The organism is Fulvivirga sp., from assembly GCF_040220315.1.
Classification (GTDB): Bacteria; Bacteroidota; Bacteroidia; order Cytophagales; family Cyclobacteriaceae; genus Fulvivirga.
Window position 1 is genome coordinate 1 of sequence record NZ_JAVJUY010000145.1, and the last position, 19553, is coordinate 19553.

15 protein-coding genes are annotated in these 19553 nt (G+C 38.1%); 9 read left to right on the plus strand and 6 right to left on the minus strand.

Going from position 1 to position 19553, the window contains the following annotated elements; all coding sequences use genetic code 11:
* Positions 1-146, minus strand: a 146-nt coding sequence (locus RLO81_RS06660; protein WP_350109077.1) for a deaminase, incomplete at its 3' end; no start/stop codon positions are given.
* Positions 146-700 carry a hypothetical protein gene (locus tag RLO81_RS06665; protein WP_350109015.1) on the minus strand — a complete coding sequence of 185 codons (555 nt, stop codon included), beginning with the start codon at positions 698-700 and terminating at the stop codon, positions 146-148. The genes RLO81_RS06660 and RLO81_RS06665, both read right to left, overlap by 1 nt.
* Before the next feature lie 83 nt (positions 701-783).
* Between RLO81_RS06665 and aspS the strand changes: the two genes are divergently transcribed.
* Positions 784-2538: an aspartate--tRNA ligase gene (gene aspS, locus RLO81_RS06670; RefSeq protein WP_350109017.1), complete on the plus strand. Its 1755-nt coding sequence runs from the start codon at positions 784-786 to the stop codon at positions 2536-2538.
* Between the two features lie 57 nt (positions 2539-2595).
* Complete coding sequence (locus RLO81_RS06675; protein WP_350109020.1) at positions 2596-3324, plus strand: DUF6794 domain-containing protein; 729 nt, start codon at positions 2596-2598, stop codon at positions 3322-3324.
* A gap of 452 nt (positions 3325-3776) precedes the next feature.
* On the opposite strand, the gene RLO81_RS06680 is transcribed toward RLO81_RS06675, so the two are convergent.
* From RLO81_RS06680 to RLO81_RS06695, 4 genes are read right to left on the minus strand one after another with little or no spacing between them, the layout of a single operon-like run.
* Positions 3777-5282 carry a M20/M25/M40 family metallo-hydrolase gene (locus RLO81_RS06680; RefSeq protein WP_350109023.1) on the minus strand — a complete coding sequence of 502 codons (1506 nt, stop codon included), beginning with the start codon at positions 5280-5282 and terminating at the stop codon, positions 3777-3779.
* Between the two features lie 49 nt (positions 5283-5331).
* The gene (locus tag RLO81_RS06685; protein ID WP_350109026.1) at positions 5332-7722 is read right to left on the minus strand and encodes an ABC transporter permease; all 2391 of its coding nucleotides are present in this window, start codon (positions 7720-7722) and stop codon (positions 5332-5334) included.
* A gap of 10 nt (positions 7723-7732) precedes the next feature.
* On the minus strand, positions 7733-10096 hold the full coding sequence (locus RLO81_RS06690) for an ABC transporter permease (protein ID WP_350109029.1): 2364 nt from the start codon (positions 10094-10096) through the stop codon (positions 7733-7735).
* 18 nt (positions 10097-10114) lie between these two features.
* Positions 10115-12529: an ABC transporter permease gene (locus tag RLO81_RS06695; RefSeq protein WP_350109032.1), complete on the minus strand. Its 2415-nt coding sequence runs from the start codon at positions 12527-12529 to the stop codon at positions 10115-10117.
* Positions 12530-12717: 188 nt separating this feature from the next.
* Between RLO81_RS06695 and RLO81_RS06700 the strand changes: the two genes are divergently transcribed.
* The 7 genes from RLO81_RS06700 to RLO81_RS06730 all read left to right on the plus strand — a co-directional run bounded on the left by RLO81_RS06700 (position 12718) and on the right by RLO81_RS06730 (position 18813).
* Complete coding sequence (locus RLO81_RS06700; RefSeq protein ID WP_350109035.1) at positions 12718-14091, plus strand: sigma-54-dependent transcriptional regulator; 1374 nt, start codon at positions 12718-12720, stop codon at positions 14089-14091.
* Entirely contained in the window at positions 14091-15401 is a 1311-nt protein-coding gene (locus tag RLO81_RS06705; protein ID WP_350109037.1) for a sensor histidine kinase, read from the plus strand. The genes RLO81_RS06700 and RLO81_RS06705 overlap by 1 nt, the downstream gene beginning before the upstream one ends.
* A 66-nt stretch (positions 15402-15467) precedes the next feature.
* Positions 15468-15839 (plus strand): VOC family protein, encoded by a 372-nt coding sequence (locus RLO81_RS06710; RefSeq protein ID WP_350109040.1) that lies wholly within the window; start codon positions 15468-15470, stop codon positions 15837-15839.
* A gap of 173 nt (positions 15840-16012) precedes the next feature.
* Complete coding sequence (locus RLO81_RS06715; RefSeq protein ID WP_350109043.1) at positions 16013-16687, plus strand: hypothetical protein; 675 nt, start codon at positions 16013-16015, stop codon at positions 16685-16687.
* A gap of 5 nt (positions 16688-16692) precedes the next feature.
* Entirely contained in the window at positions 16693-17313 is a 621-nt protein-coding gene (locus RLO81_RS06720) for a DUF5343 domain-containing protein (protein ID WP_350109046.1), read from the plus strand.
* Positions 17314-17892 (plus strand): Swt1 family HEPN domain-containing protein, encoded by a 579-nt coding sequence (locus RLO81_RS06725; RefSeq protein ID WP_350109049.1) that lies wholly within the window; start codon positions 17314-17316, stop codon positions 17890-17892.
* Between the two features lie 183 nt (positions 17893-18075).
* A complete protein-coding gene (locus RLO81_RS06730; protein WP_350109052.1) occupies positions 18076-18813 on the plus strand; it encodes a hypothetical protein in 738 nt (245 codons plus the stop codon).
* Positions 18814-19553 lie beyond the last annotated feature (740 nt).

A 19553-nucleotide genomic window follows, 5' to 3' on the forward strand; every position in this document is an offset into this window, starting at 1 on the left:
TCGGTTTGGTTATAAGCTCTTGCAATAATCTGCTTATTCGCTACAACCACAGCTCCAACAGGTATTTCGCCCTGGTCATAAGCATTTTTAGCCTGTTTTAAGGCCTCTTTCATGAAGTGCTCATCGCTGTGAATAGATAACCCCATTAGATAGTTGGCTTTACTTTAATGCTGTTCATCACTTCAGGCACTGTATCTACCCACTTATCCTTGATTTGAATAGGTACATTAAAGCTAAATACAATGGTTTTTCCATTGATCAACAAGTACATTAAGTATGAATATTTACGAATAGCATCTTGCTGATCTAAAGAGTATTTATCGCCATTTATTCGGGAATCAAACTCAAAAATGATATAACGCATGTTATTCACTACTTCAATTTTCTCTGTTTTAAAGTCCACACGATCATACATCTCCATAATACTTGCCTTAAAAAAGTCTTTGGCAATTTCGGTATCTGTAGATCTCCAACGTGTTGCCGAAACGTTTACGCTAAAGTCCACTAATCGATCTTCATTGGTATAGGCACCGATAGGTTGTCTTACTGACGGATAACGTTGTGCAATGTCCTGCGGTGACATAGGATAAAACGTTGATGGCAAACTGACTGTTATCGAGTCGCCTACTTTGGTTTTCACCAACTTCATGTCTGAAGTAACAAATACAAGCAATAATGAAAGGATGGTTGCTAATTTCATGTGTATGTAACGAATTTTATACGTTATATTTTCCTACAAACTTAATACCGTTAACTTTGCGGCTTCAAAATTAGAAATTTATAATGCTTAGGACACACACTTGCGGAGAATTAAGAATTGAGGATGTAAACAAAGAGATAACATTGGCCGGCTGGGTACAAAAAACCCGTGATAAAGGCGGTTTGATCTGGGTTGACTTACGTGACAAATATGGCATCACTCAATTGATATTAGAAGAAGGTGTTTCTGATGAGGCTCTTTTGAAAAAAGCAGCAAAGCTGGGGCGTGAATTTGTGATTCAGGCCAAAGGAACGGTGGTTGAGCGCCTAAGTAAAAATGATAAAATACCTACCGGTGATATTGAGATAAAAGTATCTGCCATTGAAGTGCTTAATCCTGCTAAAGTACCCCCTTTTACCATTGAAGCGGAGACTGATGGTGGCGAAGATCTACGAATGAAATACAGATATCTGGATTTACGTAGAGAACCTGTAAGAAGAAATCTTCAGTTGCGTCATCAGTTGATGCGTGAAACTCGTGCGTATCTTGATAATTCAAACTTTATTGAAGTTGAAACTCCTGTATTGATAAAATCTACGCCAGAAGGTGCCAGAGATTTCGTGGTGCCTTCAAGAATGAATCCGGGTGAGTTTTATGCGCTGCCACAGTCGCCTCAGACTTTTAAGCAGCTGCTAATGGTTTCTGGGTTTGACAGATACTATCAGATTGTAAAGTGTTTCAGAGATGAAGATTTACGTGCCGACCGCCAGCCAGAGTTTACACAAATAGACTGTGAGCTTTCATTTGTAGAGCGTAAAGATGTATTAGATACGTTTGAAGGGTTGGTGAGGCATCTATTTAAAACAGTAAAAGGCATCGATATTGGTGAAGTACCGCACATGCCGTACGATGATGCCATGAAATATTATGGTTCTGATAAACCTGACATCCGTTTTGATATGAAGTTTGTTGAGCTGAATGATGTAGCTCAAGGCAAAGGATTTAATGTATTTGATTCTGCTGAACTAGTGGTTGGTATTAATGCCAAGGGCTGTGGTGAATATTCTAGAAAACAGCTAGATGCACTTACTGACTTTGTAAAACGTCCGCAAGTGGGTGCCAAAGGCTTGGTTTATGTAAAATGTAATGAGGATGGGTCTTTCAAATCTTCGGTTGACAAATTCTACTCTCAAGAAGATTTAAAAGAGTGGGCTGATAAGATGGATGCAAAAGCTGGTGATTTATTACTAGTGTTAAGTGGCGATACAGACCATACAAGAAAAGCCATGAATGAGCTGAGACTCCACATGGGTAATGAGCTTGGTCTAAGAAAGAAAAATGAATACAAATTGCTTTGGGTGGTTGACTTCCCATTGTTAGAGTGGGACGAAGAATCTCAGCGTTATCACGCTATGCACCACCCATTTACATCTCCAATACCTGAAGATTTAGATAAGTTAGAAAGTACTCCTGGCGATGTAAAAGCCAATGCCTATGACTTAGTGGTTAATGGCGTAGAGCTTGGCGGTGGATCGATAAGAATACATGATAGAGCAGTGCAACAACGAATGTTCAAGGCATTAGGCTTTACCGAAGAGGAAGCACAAGCCCAGTTCGGCTTCTTGCTGGAAGCTTTTGAATATGGCGCTCCTCCACATGGTGGTATTGCCTTTGGTTTTGATAGATTGTGTGCACTCTTTGGTGGCTCTGATTCTATTAGAGATTACATCGCCTTCCCTAAAAATAATTCAGGCAGAGATGTGATGATTGACTCACCAAGTGTAGTGGATACTGCTCAGTTGGATGAATTGAGTTTGAAGTTGAATTTGAAAGTGTGATTTGAGAATAATTAAACAGGCTTATATAAGAGAATATAGTGTATTGACTATATTCGGATGTTACCTGCAATATCTGCTAAACTCATGAGGAACCTTTTAATAATTTTTCTTTTCCTTTCTCTGAACTCCGTTGGACAAACCCGCAAGGATTGGAAAGTTATTCCAACCGATATCAACGGCTGCTTAGAACGGCTAAACTTCCTATTAAGCGACAACTTCAAAACAAGCTTCATTGAAGAAGAGGAAGAATCAAAAGCAGTTTCTCTAACTAATTTCGTTGGACTCGGAACTCAAATGAGGAACGACTGGAAACTTTGGAAAGGGTCCGAACTCTCAGAGTATTTCAACAACCTCGGTGTTAGAAACCCTGAAGATATGACTTATATGATATTGATTTCATTTCATCGTCAACTTTCAGGAAAGGACATAGATTTTCAAGGACAACTTGATTTATACTTAGACATGGTTAACAACCCAGAAAAATATTATGTCGCACCAATTGAAAAATACAACATTGGAGATACTCTAACAAACTACTTTTACGAGATGGGAATGATTAGAGCCTTCACGAACACCCAAGGCAGATGCGATCTAACTGCAATTATCAAAGAAATTGATAAAGATGGTAATCGACTTTTACTTGAACTTGTGAACGTCACAACAACAAGAGAGGGAATGAAATACGATGAAGAAGAATATAAAGTTGGTAAACAAACTTGGATCTCATTGACCAACGGAACTGCATGGCGAAGAAAAGGTGAAATAGTTCAAATCCACATCCATTAATAATCTGGAAACATATTCTATGAATGAATGAATGTGGTTTCATCGGTCAGGATACCGCTGGAGCAAGTTTGCAACTTGTGCCATCTTATAATCAGAAGGGTTTTCAACCCGTTTTTTGTTTGCGCCATTTTTTAGTTCCTTTTTTCATTTTGCCAAGTGAAAGACTCTCGTTATCACTATTAATCAAAAGTCATAGACTTGCGCTAGTTGTGAAGTAATACATTTTAGTTAGTGCGATTGCAACTTGTTATTGCAACGCGCTTAATTTTAGACTCTAAGGTTTATTACCGAGAAGAAGAGTTGGGATTTGAGCCTGAAAGAATTCTGTGGTTTTAACCTTACCAAGCCTTTGAGGCTTAGTAAGGTTGGATGATTCAGAGCCTTTGTTGAGTACTTAACCATTGTCTGTGTTTCTCAGACCACTCCCACAGATCACTTTTTCCACAGACTTATCACATCTCCTCCGACAAAATAGAAATCATTGATTTAATTCCTAATCGGTAATTGCCCAACCTTAGATTTTCATTTGGGCTATGTTGGTTGTTATCTCTGTTAACAGTTGGTACAAGTACGGCAGGTATACCCAGCGTTACTACAAAAGGTGAAATAGGAATAGAGCCTCCTGCCATTCTCTCCATAATGGGTTCTTTATCAAATGCTTTTATCAGCGCTTTTCTTAACCAAACACCAACCTCTGAACTATAATCTGTTCGAAACGATTGGTATGAAACTTCATGGGTAAACGTTGCGATTTTATCATACTTCAATCGCTCTTCTTTTGTTGGCTTCCTGTCTATGACATAATACCCCTGTTCCACAATATGATCTTCGATTAAGCTGATAAGTCGCTCAGGATCAGACTCTAAAACTAAACGCAAATCCAACTCAGCACGCGCCCATGAAGGCACAATAGTACGCGCCTCTTCATCAATCCAGCCTGATTGCATCCCTCGAATATTCAATGACGGATATTGGATGGACTCCTGATAATAAGTACCTACATTGTCGGTTCCTGCAATCTGAAGCCTTTCTTTTATTTCCTCCTCATCGTCAGGTACGGCCTGAAGCAATTCCTGTGTGGTTTCGTCCAATTCTATTCCGTCATAGTAGCCGGGAATTATTACCCTACCATTATCATCTTTCATGGAAGCCAAAAGCTTGGCAAGTCGTAAAGCCGGATTTGGTGCATAGTTTCCATAATGCCCGCTATGCTGTGGCACAATTGGGCCGTAAGTTGTTAAAGTAGCTGTTGCAATTCCTCTAGCTCCAAAAACCAATGTTGGTTCATTGGTTATGTGCATGGGGCCATCAAAAATGACCAGCATATCAGATTTAAGTAACTCCTTGTTCTCCATCACAGCCTTTGGCAAACGAGGTGAGCCCAACTCTTCTTCAAAGTCCATGATCACCTTCATATTAAAGTTTGGATTGATTTTGTTTTCGTCAATAGCATCAATAGCAGCTAAAAACATTGCTGCCGGACCTTTTGCATCCGAAGCCGATCTGGCAAAAACGCGCCAGTCATCTTCATAAGAGGTTATATTGCTCCAATCGATCTCTTCCCAAGAATCATTGAAAGGTTTCTTTAAAGCTGGTGTGTATGGATTTGCCTGATGCCACTTGGAAGTATCTACTGGCTGACCATCAATTTGCAGATAGATGAGCACCGTTTTCTTTGCCTTTTTAACATTTCTTTCCGCCAAGAGCAAGGGTACTGTTTCCGTTTCAATTCGTGTGGTTTTAAACTGTCGGTTTTGAAATTCTTTTTCGCACCAAACAATGTTCTTCTCAATATCTTCCGGAAAGTTGGCATCATTAGGTATGCTCAACAAGTCATACAACAATGGCATTGATTTGAGAGTATGTTTCTCTGCCAGTTCATCAAGATTAAGGTTTTTTTGGCTAAAAACTGACACTGAAGAAACAATAATTAGAATTACAAAAAGGCTTTTTTTCATTCTTTAGAGATATATTTATCCTAAATATAGCCCTTAAAGATTACCTTTTCTACTCGTTTCTAAGTGTATCTACCGGATTAAGCAGTGCTGCTCTTACTACTCTATAACTTACAGTTAATAGCGCAATGGAAACTGCCAGTAAACCGGCAATTAGAAAATAACTGACGTTAATCTCTTTGCGGTAGGCAAAGTTATTGAGCCATTGATCCATCACATAATACGAAAGTGGTATAGCGATGAATAGTGAAATTATAACCTGTGCGGTGAAGGTTTTGGACAGTAAAACCATTAGGTTGAACTCAGATGCTCCTAAAATTTTTCTAATTCCAATTTCTTTGGTTCGCTTTTGAACAACAAATGAAGCCAATCCGAATAAACCCATACAAGCAATAACTAATGTAAGCCCTGCACCTATTCTAAAAATGGACTCTGCCTTTTGCTCCGTTCTGTAAAACTGATCGATTTGCTCATCTAGAAAATGGAACTCCATGGGAGTGGTATCGTCAAATTGCTCATGCACTTTTTTCGCACCTGCTACCACATTTTGCAAACTTGCTCCAGCACTAATTTTCAATGAGAAATAATCGATGACTGTCACAGTATTCGACCAATACCCAATGACTAACGGTCCAATTTCATTATGCAACGATTGAAAGTTAAAATCTTCAACGATGCCAATGACTTTAATAGGGTATTCCGCATCGGGCAATCTCACTTCATCCCCCACTGATAATTCGCCAAGTATTTTGGCTGCATTCTGATTAAGAATAACAGTACTAGAATCTTCCGCCAGATTTCCTTGAAAGTTTCTGCCTTCCATAAGATTCAAATCATAGGTAGCCATCATGGCCTCATCAAAGCCCATAAAAAAACAGTTGGATGAATCGTTTTGTGTATTTTTCACCATCACTTCTCTAATATTCTTCCACTCCCCTGGCACCCTACTAGATGAAGCAACCTGAGTAACACCATTTATTTTTGAGAATTCGTTTTTCATGGCCTCGAAGCTATTGCGCACATTACCATTGTTAATGTCAATCACCAACATACGCTCTTCATCAAAGCCCAAATCCTTACTTTTCAAGAATTGCATTTGGTTTGATACTACCACCGTGGCAACAATCATAAATATGGATAGTGTAAATTGAGTGATAACCAATGCCTTTCTAAGCCCCGCCCCACCAGATTGAATATTAGAAGATTTTAGTGATACTGCAGGCTGAATCCTGGAAAGGTGGATTGCCGGATAAATCCCTGAAAACAATCCGATAAATAATGTCAACCCTCCCAGAAGCAACAAGTTATGTAGGGTAAATGCAGTGCTAATGGTAGACTCCGTAAGCTCACTGAATTTAGGCAAAAGCAAATCTATACATAGTAATGAAAGGAAAAATGAGATCATGGAAATGGCAACAGACTCCGTTAAGAACTGTGCAATTAGTTGATTACGATAGGCACCTGAAACCTTTCGTATACCAATTTCTTTAGCTCGCTCCATAGATTTTGAGGTCGCAAGGTTAATGTAATTAATGCATGCAATAACAATTAGAAAAATAGCAATAGCCCCAAATAAGTATAAGTTCTCCTGACTGCCGGAAACGGTACAAAAGGCAAACTCTACATTATCAGTACTTAAATAAGCCTCCTCCAATGGCTGAAGTATAAGCTTTCTTGTTTCATTGTATTCTTCGTCCCTATTTTCAGAAGTCCATTGGCCTAATCGACCAGCCACATCTTGAATTGACTCAGGTTTGTCAAACACCAAATAGGTTGAGGCAACAAAAGATTGAGTGGAGGTGGTTAATCGCTCCCACCACGGAAAATTTTGAATAGCTGAATTCATAGTGATCATCACGTCAAATTGCAAATGAGAAGTTGCTGGCACATCTTCCAGCACACCCGTCACTAGCATAGGCTCCATTCCGCTGAATTCAATGATCTTCCCTACCGGAGATTCATTTCCGTAGTATTTCTGAGCAGTTGATTGGGATAACACTACTGAATTGGGTTTGTCAAAGGCAGTTTGCTTATCTCCTTCTAGCAGATGAAAGTCAAAAACATTGAAGAAGGTGCTATCTACTAAAATCCATTCACGTTCACTTATTCGTTCACCATTCCAGACAATATCTAAATGACCCAAAGGCTGAAGAATCCTGGTTTGCTCTTGAATTCGATCAAATTCATTTAAAAGCTCTGGCCCAGTTAAATAAGATGTTCTGCCAATCAAACGTACATTATCCAGGGTTGTTTGTTCTTCCACAATGCGAGCAATTCGGTCTGATTTAGAATGAAATTTATCGAAGGTAAGCTCATTTTTAATGTGCATACTTAATAAACAGGCTCCCGTTAGCCCAACAGTAAGGCCAACAATGTTGATGAAGGCATACGCTTTACCTCTCTGTAAATTTCTAAGGGCGATTTTAAAATAATTCTTGAGCATAAGTTAGTTTTTATTCACTTCGAAGTGATTTAACGGGGTTAGAAGTAGCTGCATTTAATGATTGAAAACTCACTGTAACAATGGCTATTAGTAATGCCATTGCTCCTGACAAAATAAATACCATCGGGCTCAAATTCACTCGATAGGCAAAACCTGAAAGCCACTGATCCATAAAATACCATCCTACAGGTACGGATATTAAAAAGGCAATAATTACTAATATGGTGAAGTCTTTCGAAACTAGTATGAACAGTTTGTGAAGCGGAGCACCCAGAACTTTGCGAATGCTTATTTCCTTGGTTCGCTGCTCTGCCACATAAGAGGCCAAACCGAAAAGCCCTAAACAAGAAATTATAATTGCCAGCGCTGAAAAGTAAGAAAACAGTTTAGAAGTTCGTTGCTCAGAAGCATACAACTTATTGTAATCATCATCTAAAAAGTGATAGTCAAATGAAGCACCAGGATTGAGTTCTTTCCACACATTTTCAATTTCTGCCACTGTATTCTTCACATTGCTCCCATTAATTTTAATCATGGTGCGATACATGGCCGATGGGTTATAAAAAATAACTAAAGGTTCGATTTCATCGTGAACCGATTTGAAATTAAAATCCTTTACCACGCCAATAACAGGTAGCTTAAAATCACCGGCATAAATATTACTTCCTACAGGCTCTTTGAAGCCCATCAGTTTAGCCGCTGTTTCGTTAATAAGAACCGTCTGGTTGCTATCTCCTGGGTTATCGTATGAGAAGTTTCTTCCTTCCAAAAGTTCAATCTCCAAAGTCTCCAGATAGTCTGGGTCCACATTTACATTATGGATTAAGATGGTTTCATCAGGATTAGCACCATCCCAGCTAAGGCCAGAAGTAGAGTTAAGCACATAGGCCGGATGTTGGTTTGATCGCGTAACCATTTTAATAGTTGGTAGATCTAACAGTTTTTGTCTGAATACTTTGTGATTATTTGAGACAGCCTTTGAGTAAATCACTTGTTCTTTATTGATACCTAAATCCTTAGCTAGAATAAAATCCAACTGGTTAGAAATGGTGAGTGTACCAATAATCAGAACGATGGAAATTGAAAATTGAATGACAACGAGTATTTTTCTCAGTAGCTTTCCACCTCCAGTATTTTGTGATTTAAGCACTCTTACGGGTTGAAATGACGAAAGGAACAAAGCCGGATAGCTACCTGCTAAAATCCCTGTTATTAATGCGCATAGAGATATAATTACACCCAGCTGCAAACTGGAACCACTCGTAAAAGTGCTTATCTCAAGGTTTTTGTCTGCTAGTTGGTTAAAATAAGGCAGCAGCAAATCTGTAAACAAAACAGCAAAAATCACTGCCACACATGACATGAGTACAGACTCGCCCAAGAACTGAAAGATGAGCTGGTTTCTTGTGGCACCAATTGTTTTTCTGAGCCCCACTTCTTTCGCTCGTTTTTCTGACCTGGCCGTTGAAAGGTTCATGAAATTAATGCAGGCAATGAGTAAAATAAAGATGGCTACAATAGAGAAAATATTTACGTAATCCTGACTGCCTTTGCGATCGATATCAGCCGTAAAGTTCACTCTGCCAAGGTGAATGTCTGCTAATGGTTGCAAATACAAATCAGCAGTGGCGTTACCATCTCCCTCATCTACATTGTCCTTTAAAATATCTTTAACTTGTTCATTTAAGTCATTAAAAGAATGACCTTCACTCACCTTTATGTAAGTATATAGCCTATTGTTGCTCCAGTTCTCATAACCATCTACAACACTGATAACATACTCCATAGAGAGTAAGTAATCCAGCTTCAGATGCGAATTGTCAGGCATTTTTTCATATACTCCCGTTACTAGCATTTCCTCGTTATCAACATTTAAAAACTTTCCTATTGGGTCTTCTGTGTTGAAGTATTTTTTTGCCAGATCCTGATTAATAACAACCGATTTAATGTCATCGAAGAGTGTGGTTTTATCTCCTTTGACTAGCTTGAAACTGAAGATCTCGAAGAAATCCTTATCCACATACGCTCCTTCCTCCACAAATGACAAGTCATCAGATTTAAATCTGTCATAAGTCAAGGCCACTCTTGTGGAATTAGTCACTTGCGAAAAATTCTCTTTAAGAAAAGGAGCCAAAGGTGCCGGAGTTACTGCTACCGGAAATACTGGCTGGCCGGTGTAGTATTGATTTTCTACTACCCGATAAATGTCTTCATGATTTTCATGAAATTTATCAAAGCTCAACTCATCGATCACATAAAGTGAAATAAGCATTACACTAGTGAGGCCCACTGTAAGGCCGAATATGTTCACCACAGAATGAAACTTCTGCTTGATGATGCTTCGAATCGCGATTTTAAAATAGTTTTTAAGCATTGTGTTGTTGTTTTGAGTTTATTCGCTTCTTAAATGCTTTACAGGGTTAGATCGAGCCGCATTGATTGTTTTTAAGCTTACCGTGATAAATGCTATTAGAAAAACAAGACCTGTCCCAATTATGAATATGGAGTAGCCCAGATCAACTTGATAAGTAAATGTGCTCAACCAATCTGAAATAAAGTAATAGGCAAAAGGAACAGCGATAAGATATGCAACCAAAAGAATTTTTAAATAAGAATTAGAAATGAGCCAAACTATGTTGCTAACTCTCGCTCCAAAAACCTTTCTAATACTTATTTCTCGCTTTTTGGATTCTAACCCAAGTGCTACCATACCGAAGAGTCCCATACACGAAAGCAAGACTGTAATAGTCATGGAATAAGTAATGATATTGCCCCATCGCTGTTCAGAGTCATACTGTGCTTTCATGGTATCATTGAGAAAAGCATATTCAAAAGGCAATTCATTAGCCACCTCGTTCCATTTTTCTTCAATAAAGGCAATTGTTTCCTTTGTATTAGTGCCAGTAAGTTTTATAAATATGTGTCCTAGATTATCATTATCAGTTTTATTAATGAGCATGGGAAAAACTTCTGTTTTTAATGAAGAGTAATTAAAATCGTTCATCACTCCGGCAATTATTGGATCTGTATTTACAGAGCTTGTAAGTTCCCCAAACGTATCATTGGTATTTAGCTCGAAGTCTTTCGCACACGCCTGATTAATGATCACTGCATTCTCTTTTGCAGTCTTGGAGAAACCTCTACCATCAGCCAGAGAAATGCCCATGGTCTTCATATAATCATCCGTAACTGAAATGATTCCCACCCGTTTACGCTCACCTTTGTAGGTAAACCCTCTGCCTCCTAAACCGGAAGGATTGGCAAATGTCTGGTTAGCTGATGTTAAAGAATAGATTCCGCTGTGAGCTAATAATGTATTTTTAAAATGCGAATAGATAGTATTCTCTCCAATTTTGGCATTTTTAAGGCTGATAACCTGTTTAGAATCAAACCCCAAATCTTTGTTGAGTAAGTAATGGGTCTGCTTGTTCATAGCCAGCATTCCAATAACGAGCAGGCAAGCAATAGAAAATTGCAAGGCGATTAAAACTTTAGAGAGAAAGGTATTGCGCTGCAACCTTATACCACTAAGCGTATCTTTGATATTAAATTTAGAAATGACGAAGGCCGGGTAGAAACCTGAAATCAATCCAAGAAATAGCGTTATACCTACTAAAAGAAGAGTAGAATCTATTGAATATAAGGCATCAATAGATAGGGGCTTATTTGTAAGCTGATTAAATAATGGTAGTAACAAATCAGCTAACAGGAATGCCACTAACAAAGAGAAGAATGAAAGTAATATTGACTCACCTAAAAACTGACTTACTAATTGACTTTTAACTGCCCCAACCGTTTTTCTAAGTCCAACTTCTTTAATTCTGTAAGCACTTCTTCCCAGGCTTAGGTTCATAAAATTGAAACATGCAATACCCAGAATACCTACTACCAGACCTATGAGGATAAAACTATAGGTAGGGTCACTGGATGCCACCAACCCTTCTGTGACCTTGATATTAAAATGAATAGCTGTCAGCGGCTCCAGCTTTAATACTCTATAATCCTTAACACTTTTATAACCTCGCTCTTCTGCCACTTCCTTATAATAGGGGTAATGCTTGTTTAATATACTGGCTAAAGACCCATCAAGCGTTTCAGGGGTAGCCCCTTCATTTAGCTCCACATAAGTAATTATTGCTCCAAAACCCCATTCATCAACCCATTGCTTAAACTCGCCTATCTCGGTTTGATAATCGAATGAGATAAGCACATCAAATTGGATACTTGAATTAGAAGGAAGGTTTTTTGCTACTGCAACAACAGTAAAATCTGTAAATATATCATTTATACGGATGCTCATGGTTTTACCAACCGCTTCTGTAGAACCATAGTACTTCTTTGCAGCATCTTCTGTGAGCACTACTGATTTCGGATCAGCATCTTTAACACTTCCTCTTATAATTGGAAAATCAAAGGATTGAAAAACAGAAAAATCACCGAATAAAACATAATTATACAAACTTTCACCATCGCCTTTTAAGTAATAGCCTGGTTCTCCAAAAGGCTTTGCAAATCTGGCGAAAGATTTCACCTCCGGGATTTCCTCTTCCATTACAGGGCCTAAACGAATGGCATGAAATATCCCCTGCCACTGTAGACTTCCATCGGGCAAATAAGTGTCTTGAACAACTCTGTAAATAGAGTCTTTTTTAGTGTTGAATTTATCGAAGCTCAGCTCATCCTGCACATATAAAAACAGAAGAATAGAACAAGTGAGCCCCACCGTTAAACTTAGAATGTTGATTAGCGAGAAGAGTTTATGTTTCAGTAAGCTTCGTATCGCAATTTTGAGATAATTTTTGACCATTGTGTTGTTGTTTTGAGTATTTCACCTTCCAAGTGCATGCCAATAAATTCATTTTATTGATTATCAAACAGTTACAAACTAATATCTCTTACTAAATTACATAACTGTCCACGCATACAACATTAAACTGTCCATTTATGGGCAGTTATTCGTAAATTTCAGCCAGATCAAATTACATTTGGCTAAGTATGGCAAAAGCGACAGCTAACATTCTAATTGTTGATGATGACGATCTAATCCTTCTATCTGCTCAGTTGCTTTTAGAACAACATTTCTCCACGGTTAAAAAAATCAACAACCCCAACCAGATAACTGAGGCTTTCAACGAACATTCATTTGACGTGGTTTTGTTGGACATGAACTTCAGACAAGGTGAAACCACAGGTAAAGAAGGGTTAAAATGGCTGAAGAAAATCAATGAGATAAGTCCGGCTACCAAGGTAATATTAATGACTGCTTATGGCGAAGTTGATATTGCCGTAGAAGCTATGAAAACAGGAGCAATCGACTTTATTGTGAAGCCCTGGCAAAATGAAAAACTTATCGTTACAATTAAAAATGCATTAGAACTCTTCACCAAGGAGAAGCGAGTGAAACAATTGGAGTCGCGTGAGAAGATCATCAGCTCCAACATCGATTATCAATTTGGTGATATGATTGGCTCCTCGCAAGCCATGAAAGACATTCAAAAGCTTATTACAAAAGTAGCTCCAACGGATGCGGATGTTTTAATACTTGGCGAAAATGGAACCGGCAAGGAAGTAGCCGCACGTGCTATTCATAAAAACTCTGCCCGGGCTAATGAAGTATTTATAGCTGTAGACCTCGGTACATTTCCTGAAAATTTATTTGAAAGTGAGTTGTTTGGTCATAAAAAAGGGGCTTTTACTGATGCGCGTGAGGAAAGGATTGGTCGGTTCGAGGCCGCATCTGGTGGCACCATATTTTTAGATGAAATTGGCAATCTTCCGCCTAACCTTCAGACAAAGCTATTGACCGTTCTCCAGCGAAGGCAAATCACCAAAGTGGGTTCCAACATGCCTGTTGATATTGACGTACGTGTTTTGTGTGCGACCAATCTAAATCTTAAAAAGGCCGTTGAAGAAGGCAGGTTTAGAGAAGATCTTTACTATAGAATCAATACGGTGGAGTTAAACCTACCACCATTGAGCGAACGGGTTTCGGATATTGAAGAGCTTGTGAATCATTTTTTAAGAAAGTATGAGCATAAATACCATAAAGAACGGTTCCAGTTAGATGACAACGCCCTCGAAGAATTAAAGCGGCATCGCTGGCCAGGCAATGTGCGTGAGCTACAGCATGCCGTAGAAAGAGCTGCAATTTTAGCAGAAGGAACGGAGTTAACAGCTCAAGACTTTGGTTTCTTGAGTGTGAGCACTCAAGAAATTAATGAATTTGATAGCTACGATCTGGAAAATATCGAAGCCTGGGCCATAAAAAAGGCGATAAAAAAGCATAATGGTAACATAAGTCATGCGTCTAAAGAGTTGGGTCTATCACGAGGTGCCATGTATAGGAGAATGGAAAAATATGGATTATAATGGTTAAAAACTTCCGTTTAAATATTGCCATCCGACTGCTCATTATGATGCTCATCATGGCCCTATTCCTTTACTATGTTTTTGTAGAAATCCATTATCTAAGGGCCGTGTATTTAGTGGTGTTCTTCATCATTTCCATTGTTGAGTTTTTCCGATATATCGATAGAACCAACCGGGATTTTACTTCATTTTTATTGGCATTACTTCAGAATGATTTTACAACTAAGTTTTCAGAAAGTGGTAAGGGTAAATCATTTAATCAACTATATACGGCCTTCAACAAAATCACACATAAGTTTGAGCAAATAAGCTCTGCCAAAGAAATTCAACATCTGTACCTAGAAGCTTTGGTGGATCATGTTCGAGTAGGGATTCTCAGTTTCGATAGAAAAGAGCGAATACATTTAATGAACCAGGCGCTACAGCGCTTATTGGGTAGAAAACAAGTGGCTTTTTTAAACAACCTGAGCTCCATAGATCCCCAACTGCCAGAATTCCTTCGTGATATTAAGCCCAAAGAAAATAAACTTCTTAAAATTCAGTTAGGTGGGGATTTACTGCACCTTTCTATTCATGCAACGGAATTTAAATTGGATAACGAGTATTATAAACTCATTTCCTTCCAGAACATAAAAAACGAGTTGGACAGCACTGAAATGGAAGCCTGGCAAAAACTCATTCGGGTACTTACCCATGAGATTATGAACTCCGTTACGCCCATCACCTCCCTTTCTGAAACCCTCAAACAGATTGCCGCCAATGCAAAATCTAACCCTGCAGACATTGATAAACTCGCCCAGGGATTAGAGGCCATCCATCATCGCAGTGCAGGCCTGGAGAATTTTACAGAAGCCTATAAAAAACTCACTAAAATACCGGCTCCCAATTTTCAAAAAGTAGAAGTTAAGCCACTAGTAGAACGTGTATTGCTTCTTTTTCAAAAGGAACTGACACATATTAAACAGGAGGTTGACGTTGATATGGGCTTGACCATGCTAGCCGATCCTTCCTTAATAGAACAGGTGCTTATTAACCTTATAAAAAATGCGATAGACGCTGTGCATGGCGTTGAAAATCCTCAAATCATAATTAGAGCTACGAGTGGCGAGCAAACAACACTCATTGTTGAAGACAACGGTTCGGGCATTGACGTGGATAAAGCTGATAAGATTTTTATTCCTTTTTTCACTACTAAAGACAATGGTTCTGGTATTGGCCTGGCACTTTGCCGCCAGATCATCCGAATGCATAATGGTACGATTTCGTTTTCTTCTGCACCTGGAACAACGGTTTTGAAAATAATTTTCTAATAATTGGCTTTAATCACATTCTGTAAATTATTAAATTGAGAATTATCTCATCAATAAACCACAGCCATGAAACTAGGAGCATTTTCAATTAGTCTGAGTGTAAAAGACCTAACCACCTCAAAGGAATTTTATGAAAAAATGGGTTTCACCGTTTTTGGAGGAGATATGAAACAAAATTATCTCATCATGAAAAATGGAAACGCCTTAATTGGGCTTTTCCAGGGAATGTTTCCAGAAAATATTCTCACCTTTAATCCGGGCTGGAATGAAAACGCTGAAAACCTTACCGACTTTGATGATGTTCGTAAAATTCAACAACACCTTACCAAGGAAGGAGTTGATACAGGTAAAGAAATTGATAGCTCAAGCACAGGCCCTGCCAGCTTCACCATCACTGACCCCGATGGTAATGTTATTCTTATCGACCAGCATAGATAGTAGCTTAATCAATGGTTTGTCAATTAATAATTAAACTATATCAATGATTAATTGACTTATAAAAATACAATGGTGTATATTTGACAGATATTGCGAATATAAACCACTAAGCCAATAGTGAATATGTGCTATAGTTTATATTCGGTTGTTGTGCGCAATTAAAATGATATAGAATGTGTGAAATAGATTGGGAACTTCTTCATAAATACCTAAGCACATTAATTTGGCCAATATTTCTATCAATTGTATTGTTGATTTTTAGAAAGCAACTGAGACGTCTTATTAATAGAATAACTGAAGAAAGTGAAAAAATAGAAATTCCTGGTATACTATCAGCAAACCTCAAGCAAGTTGAAAATGTAAAGAAAAAAGCAGCTGAATCAGGTGAGGAACAATCGGAAGAAATTAATCAATTGATTTCAAATACAGTGCTGACTCAACTTGAAGTTATAAAACAATTAGGAGAGCGGTATTCAAATTCAAGTTTTGATCAAAGAAGAATTTTAGAATCACAGATAAAGGAGTATAGCATTGGATTAACTCCTAATGATATTGAACCATTAATTAATTCAAAGGACACAGGACATAGAATTGCGGCAGCTATGGTTCTAGATGTGATCCTTTACAGAAACAATATAGAACCGTTCCAAAATGATTTAATCAAGAACTTTCTAATTACTTCATTAGATGACAGCAATTCATTCCTGAGATATGAAGCTCTACAAATTATTCTAGGTAATACTAGTGCAATAAAGGAATTGCAAACAAAACTGGAAAGTATGCAAAAAACTGATAAGAATGGTGCAATCAAGGGTGTCTTATCCTTATATTTTAAAAACAAAAAATAGAAATTATGGCTGATTCATTTCCATATATGGTAGCAAACGGGAAAATTTCCCAAATTCTAGACAAGCTAAAAAAGGCTTCAGAACCTAATAAATTTACCCACGCCTTTTTAAAACAATTAGGATTCGCTAGCACAAATGATCGTGCTATAATACCCTTACTAAAGAAATTAGGATTTCTGAATGACAATAGTACGCCTACAGAAAAGTATAAGGATTTAAGAGATACAACAAGATACAGATTCGTTTTAGGTGAGCAAATAAAAGAGCTATACAGTGACTTATACGCAATAAACACCCAAATACATGAAGCTAATGAAGATGAGATAAAAGGTGCAATAAGTAGAGTTACCGGAAAAGATGAAACAGCAGTTAATAGGTTTTATGCAACTTACAAAACTTTAACAGACATAGCAGAATTTGATGAGCCTTCACCGGAAACAGAAAGTAAACAAGAAGAAAAGACAGAGCCTAAAAAGGAACAAACTAAAAAACCAGACCAAAAACCTTCAATTTCTATCCCCGGCTCACCAGATTTCCATTACAATATTCAGATACACCTACCGGCTACAACAGATATAGCAGTTTACAATGCAATATTCAAGAGCATAAAAGAAAATTTGATGTAAATGAAAAATTCTAAAAAACTTAAAGAATTTATTTTCAATGGATTATTACTTGATGACAGCTTAGATAAATTAGAAAAAAGTGGAATATCGGTTCGAGAAGGACAAAAATTAAAAGGCGTAAGTAGAATTGAAGAATCAGATTTTAGTCCTAGAATAATCTATGATGCAACTAAGATGTCATCAGTTTTTACAGTTTTCTTTTGCTTAGAAAATGCTGTTCGTGAATTAATTCAAGAAAGATTGGCAGAAAGACACGGCCCTGCTTGGTGGAAAGATAAAATACCCACTAAAATTCAGGATAGCGTAAGTAAACTAAAGGAGAAAGAGAAACTCAATCGTTACCATGCACAGCGATCTGCGACTAACATTGGGTATACATTTTTTGGTCAATTATGTCAAATAATCATTAATAACTGGGATGATTTTTCAGATCTATTTCCAGACCAGCATTGGATAAACTCTAGATTTAATGATCTTGAAATGTCAAGAAATATTATTATGCATACTGGTGTTTTACCTGAGATCGAAATAGAGCGAATTGAGAGTATTTGTAGAGATTGGTTAAGACAAGTTGGTTAAAGAAACTTAAAAAGCGCACAACATTATGTATGAAATCATAGCCGCACAAAGCAAACGCGCAATCCAAAGCTACAGATTCATACATTTAGCGTTATCATCAATTAACTAAATGAATCCGAGAAGTAAATAGTGGATATTATCAAAAACAATATCAATCGAGTATTTCTGATTATCGTAATCTTGATGAGTATTACAGGATTTTGGAATATTTATTTTGGTCCTGAAGCTGACCCCACATTTTATCAAAACTTACATGTAGTCACAACCTTCATATGGCTTGGGCTACTATTAACACAACTGATTTACATAGAGTCAAGAAGGAATTCTTTACACAGAAGATTAGGTAAATCAATTTTTATAGTTGGACCAATACTTATCGCAACCTTAGTGTTACTGTCTGTTCACTCTGCTTCAAAATCAGCTGCACGTGGTGAAGCTGATATGTTAGTGATTCAGAATATGTTTCCTGCCTTAGAAGTGGCTATACTTATTTTACTAGGATTCCTATTTCGAAAGAACAGAATGCTACACGGACATTTTCTGATGAGTACTTCTCTCTTATTTTTTGGAATAGCTCTTTTCTTTACCCTTATAAGCTTTATTCCAGGGTATAAAATTGAAGGCCCAGAAACGTTTTATCGATTTGAAACAGCCGGTATTACCGCAACTTACATAAGTGTTGCTTTTGGATTGCTACTATTTTTTGCGCAAATAAAATCAGGTTGGCCCTGGCTTTTAGTATGCCTGCTTTTTTTTGTTAATGGATATATAGGTCAGTTAATCGAAGAAGCAGATAAAATGGTATCCTTAACTGCATTCATCGGTTCAATTAATGAATATGCTGCTTTTCTTGTCACATTATTAATTGTTTTTGCAGTATTAACCTTGTCTTTCTTGAAAAGAAAAACCACAACGATCTAAAAATAACTGATGATAATCGAGTAGCCCGACCTGAGCCATAATGGCTCAGGTTGAGGCTCTCACACCACCCAGCGTACGGGTCTCGTACTGGGCGGTTCGTAAAGCATAAGATAACCGCTCTTTACACCAGTTATCTCTTTCCACTACTTTTAAGTATAGGCTATGCAGACGCTATAGGTCTGCATTCCTATACGAATTTTCGCTTCACAATACAGCCTGCCCCTTTGTAGAACGGGGTTCAGCCCTTTCCGCCAGCTGGCGGATAAGACCTCCCTGTTTTTCAGGACTTGTTACCAGTAGCTACTATGACCTCTGCTGACTTCTCTTATGTTAACTAGTAACACAGAGACCTCCCTCGGTAAGGTGAATATCCTTGTACCTAACGCTGCCATATCTACTATTTCGGAAATTTCTCCCTTTCAGGAGGGTTGGACTTCGGCATGATGTGCTACCTCATCCTTCCTAATAGCATCAGTATATGGTTCTCCGCCAGCTGGCGGATTCAGTTACCGCAGTTCGGAACGATGCTGTACCGATGCGTCAGCACTGGCTTACTTCAGTCCTAACCTCACGGTTAGCAACCTTGCCACTTGCTTTGCTTCCACGGTCACCACCGCAGCGCTTAAGGAACTCTCACCCCTTGGAACACTCAAATCCATGAGCTATATTCACCATTCAAGGCACACACAAACACTAAAATGAATATGCGAACTGAGCTCTTCGACCTGATGGAAGACACA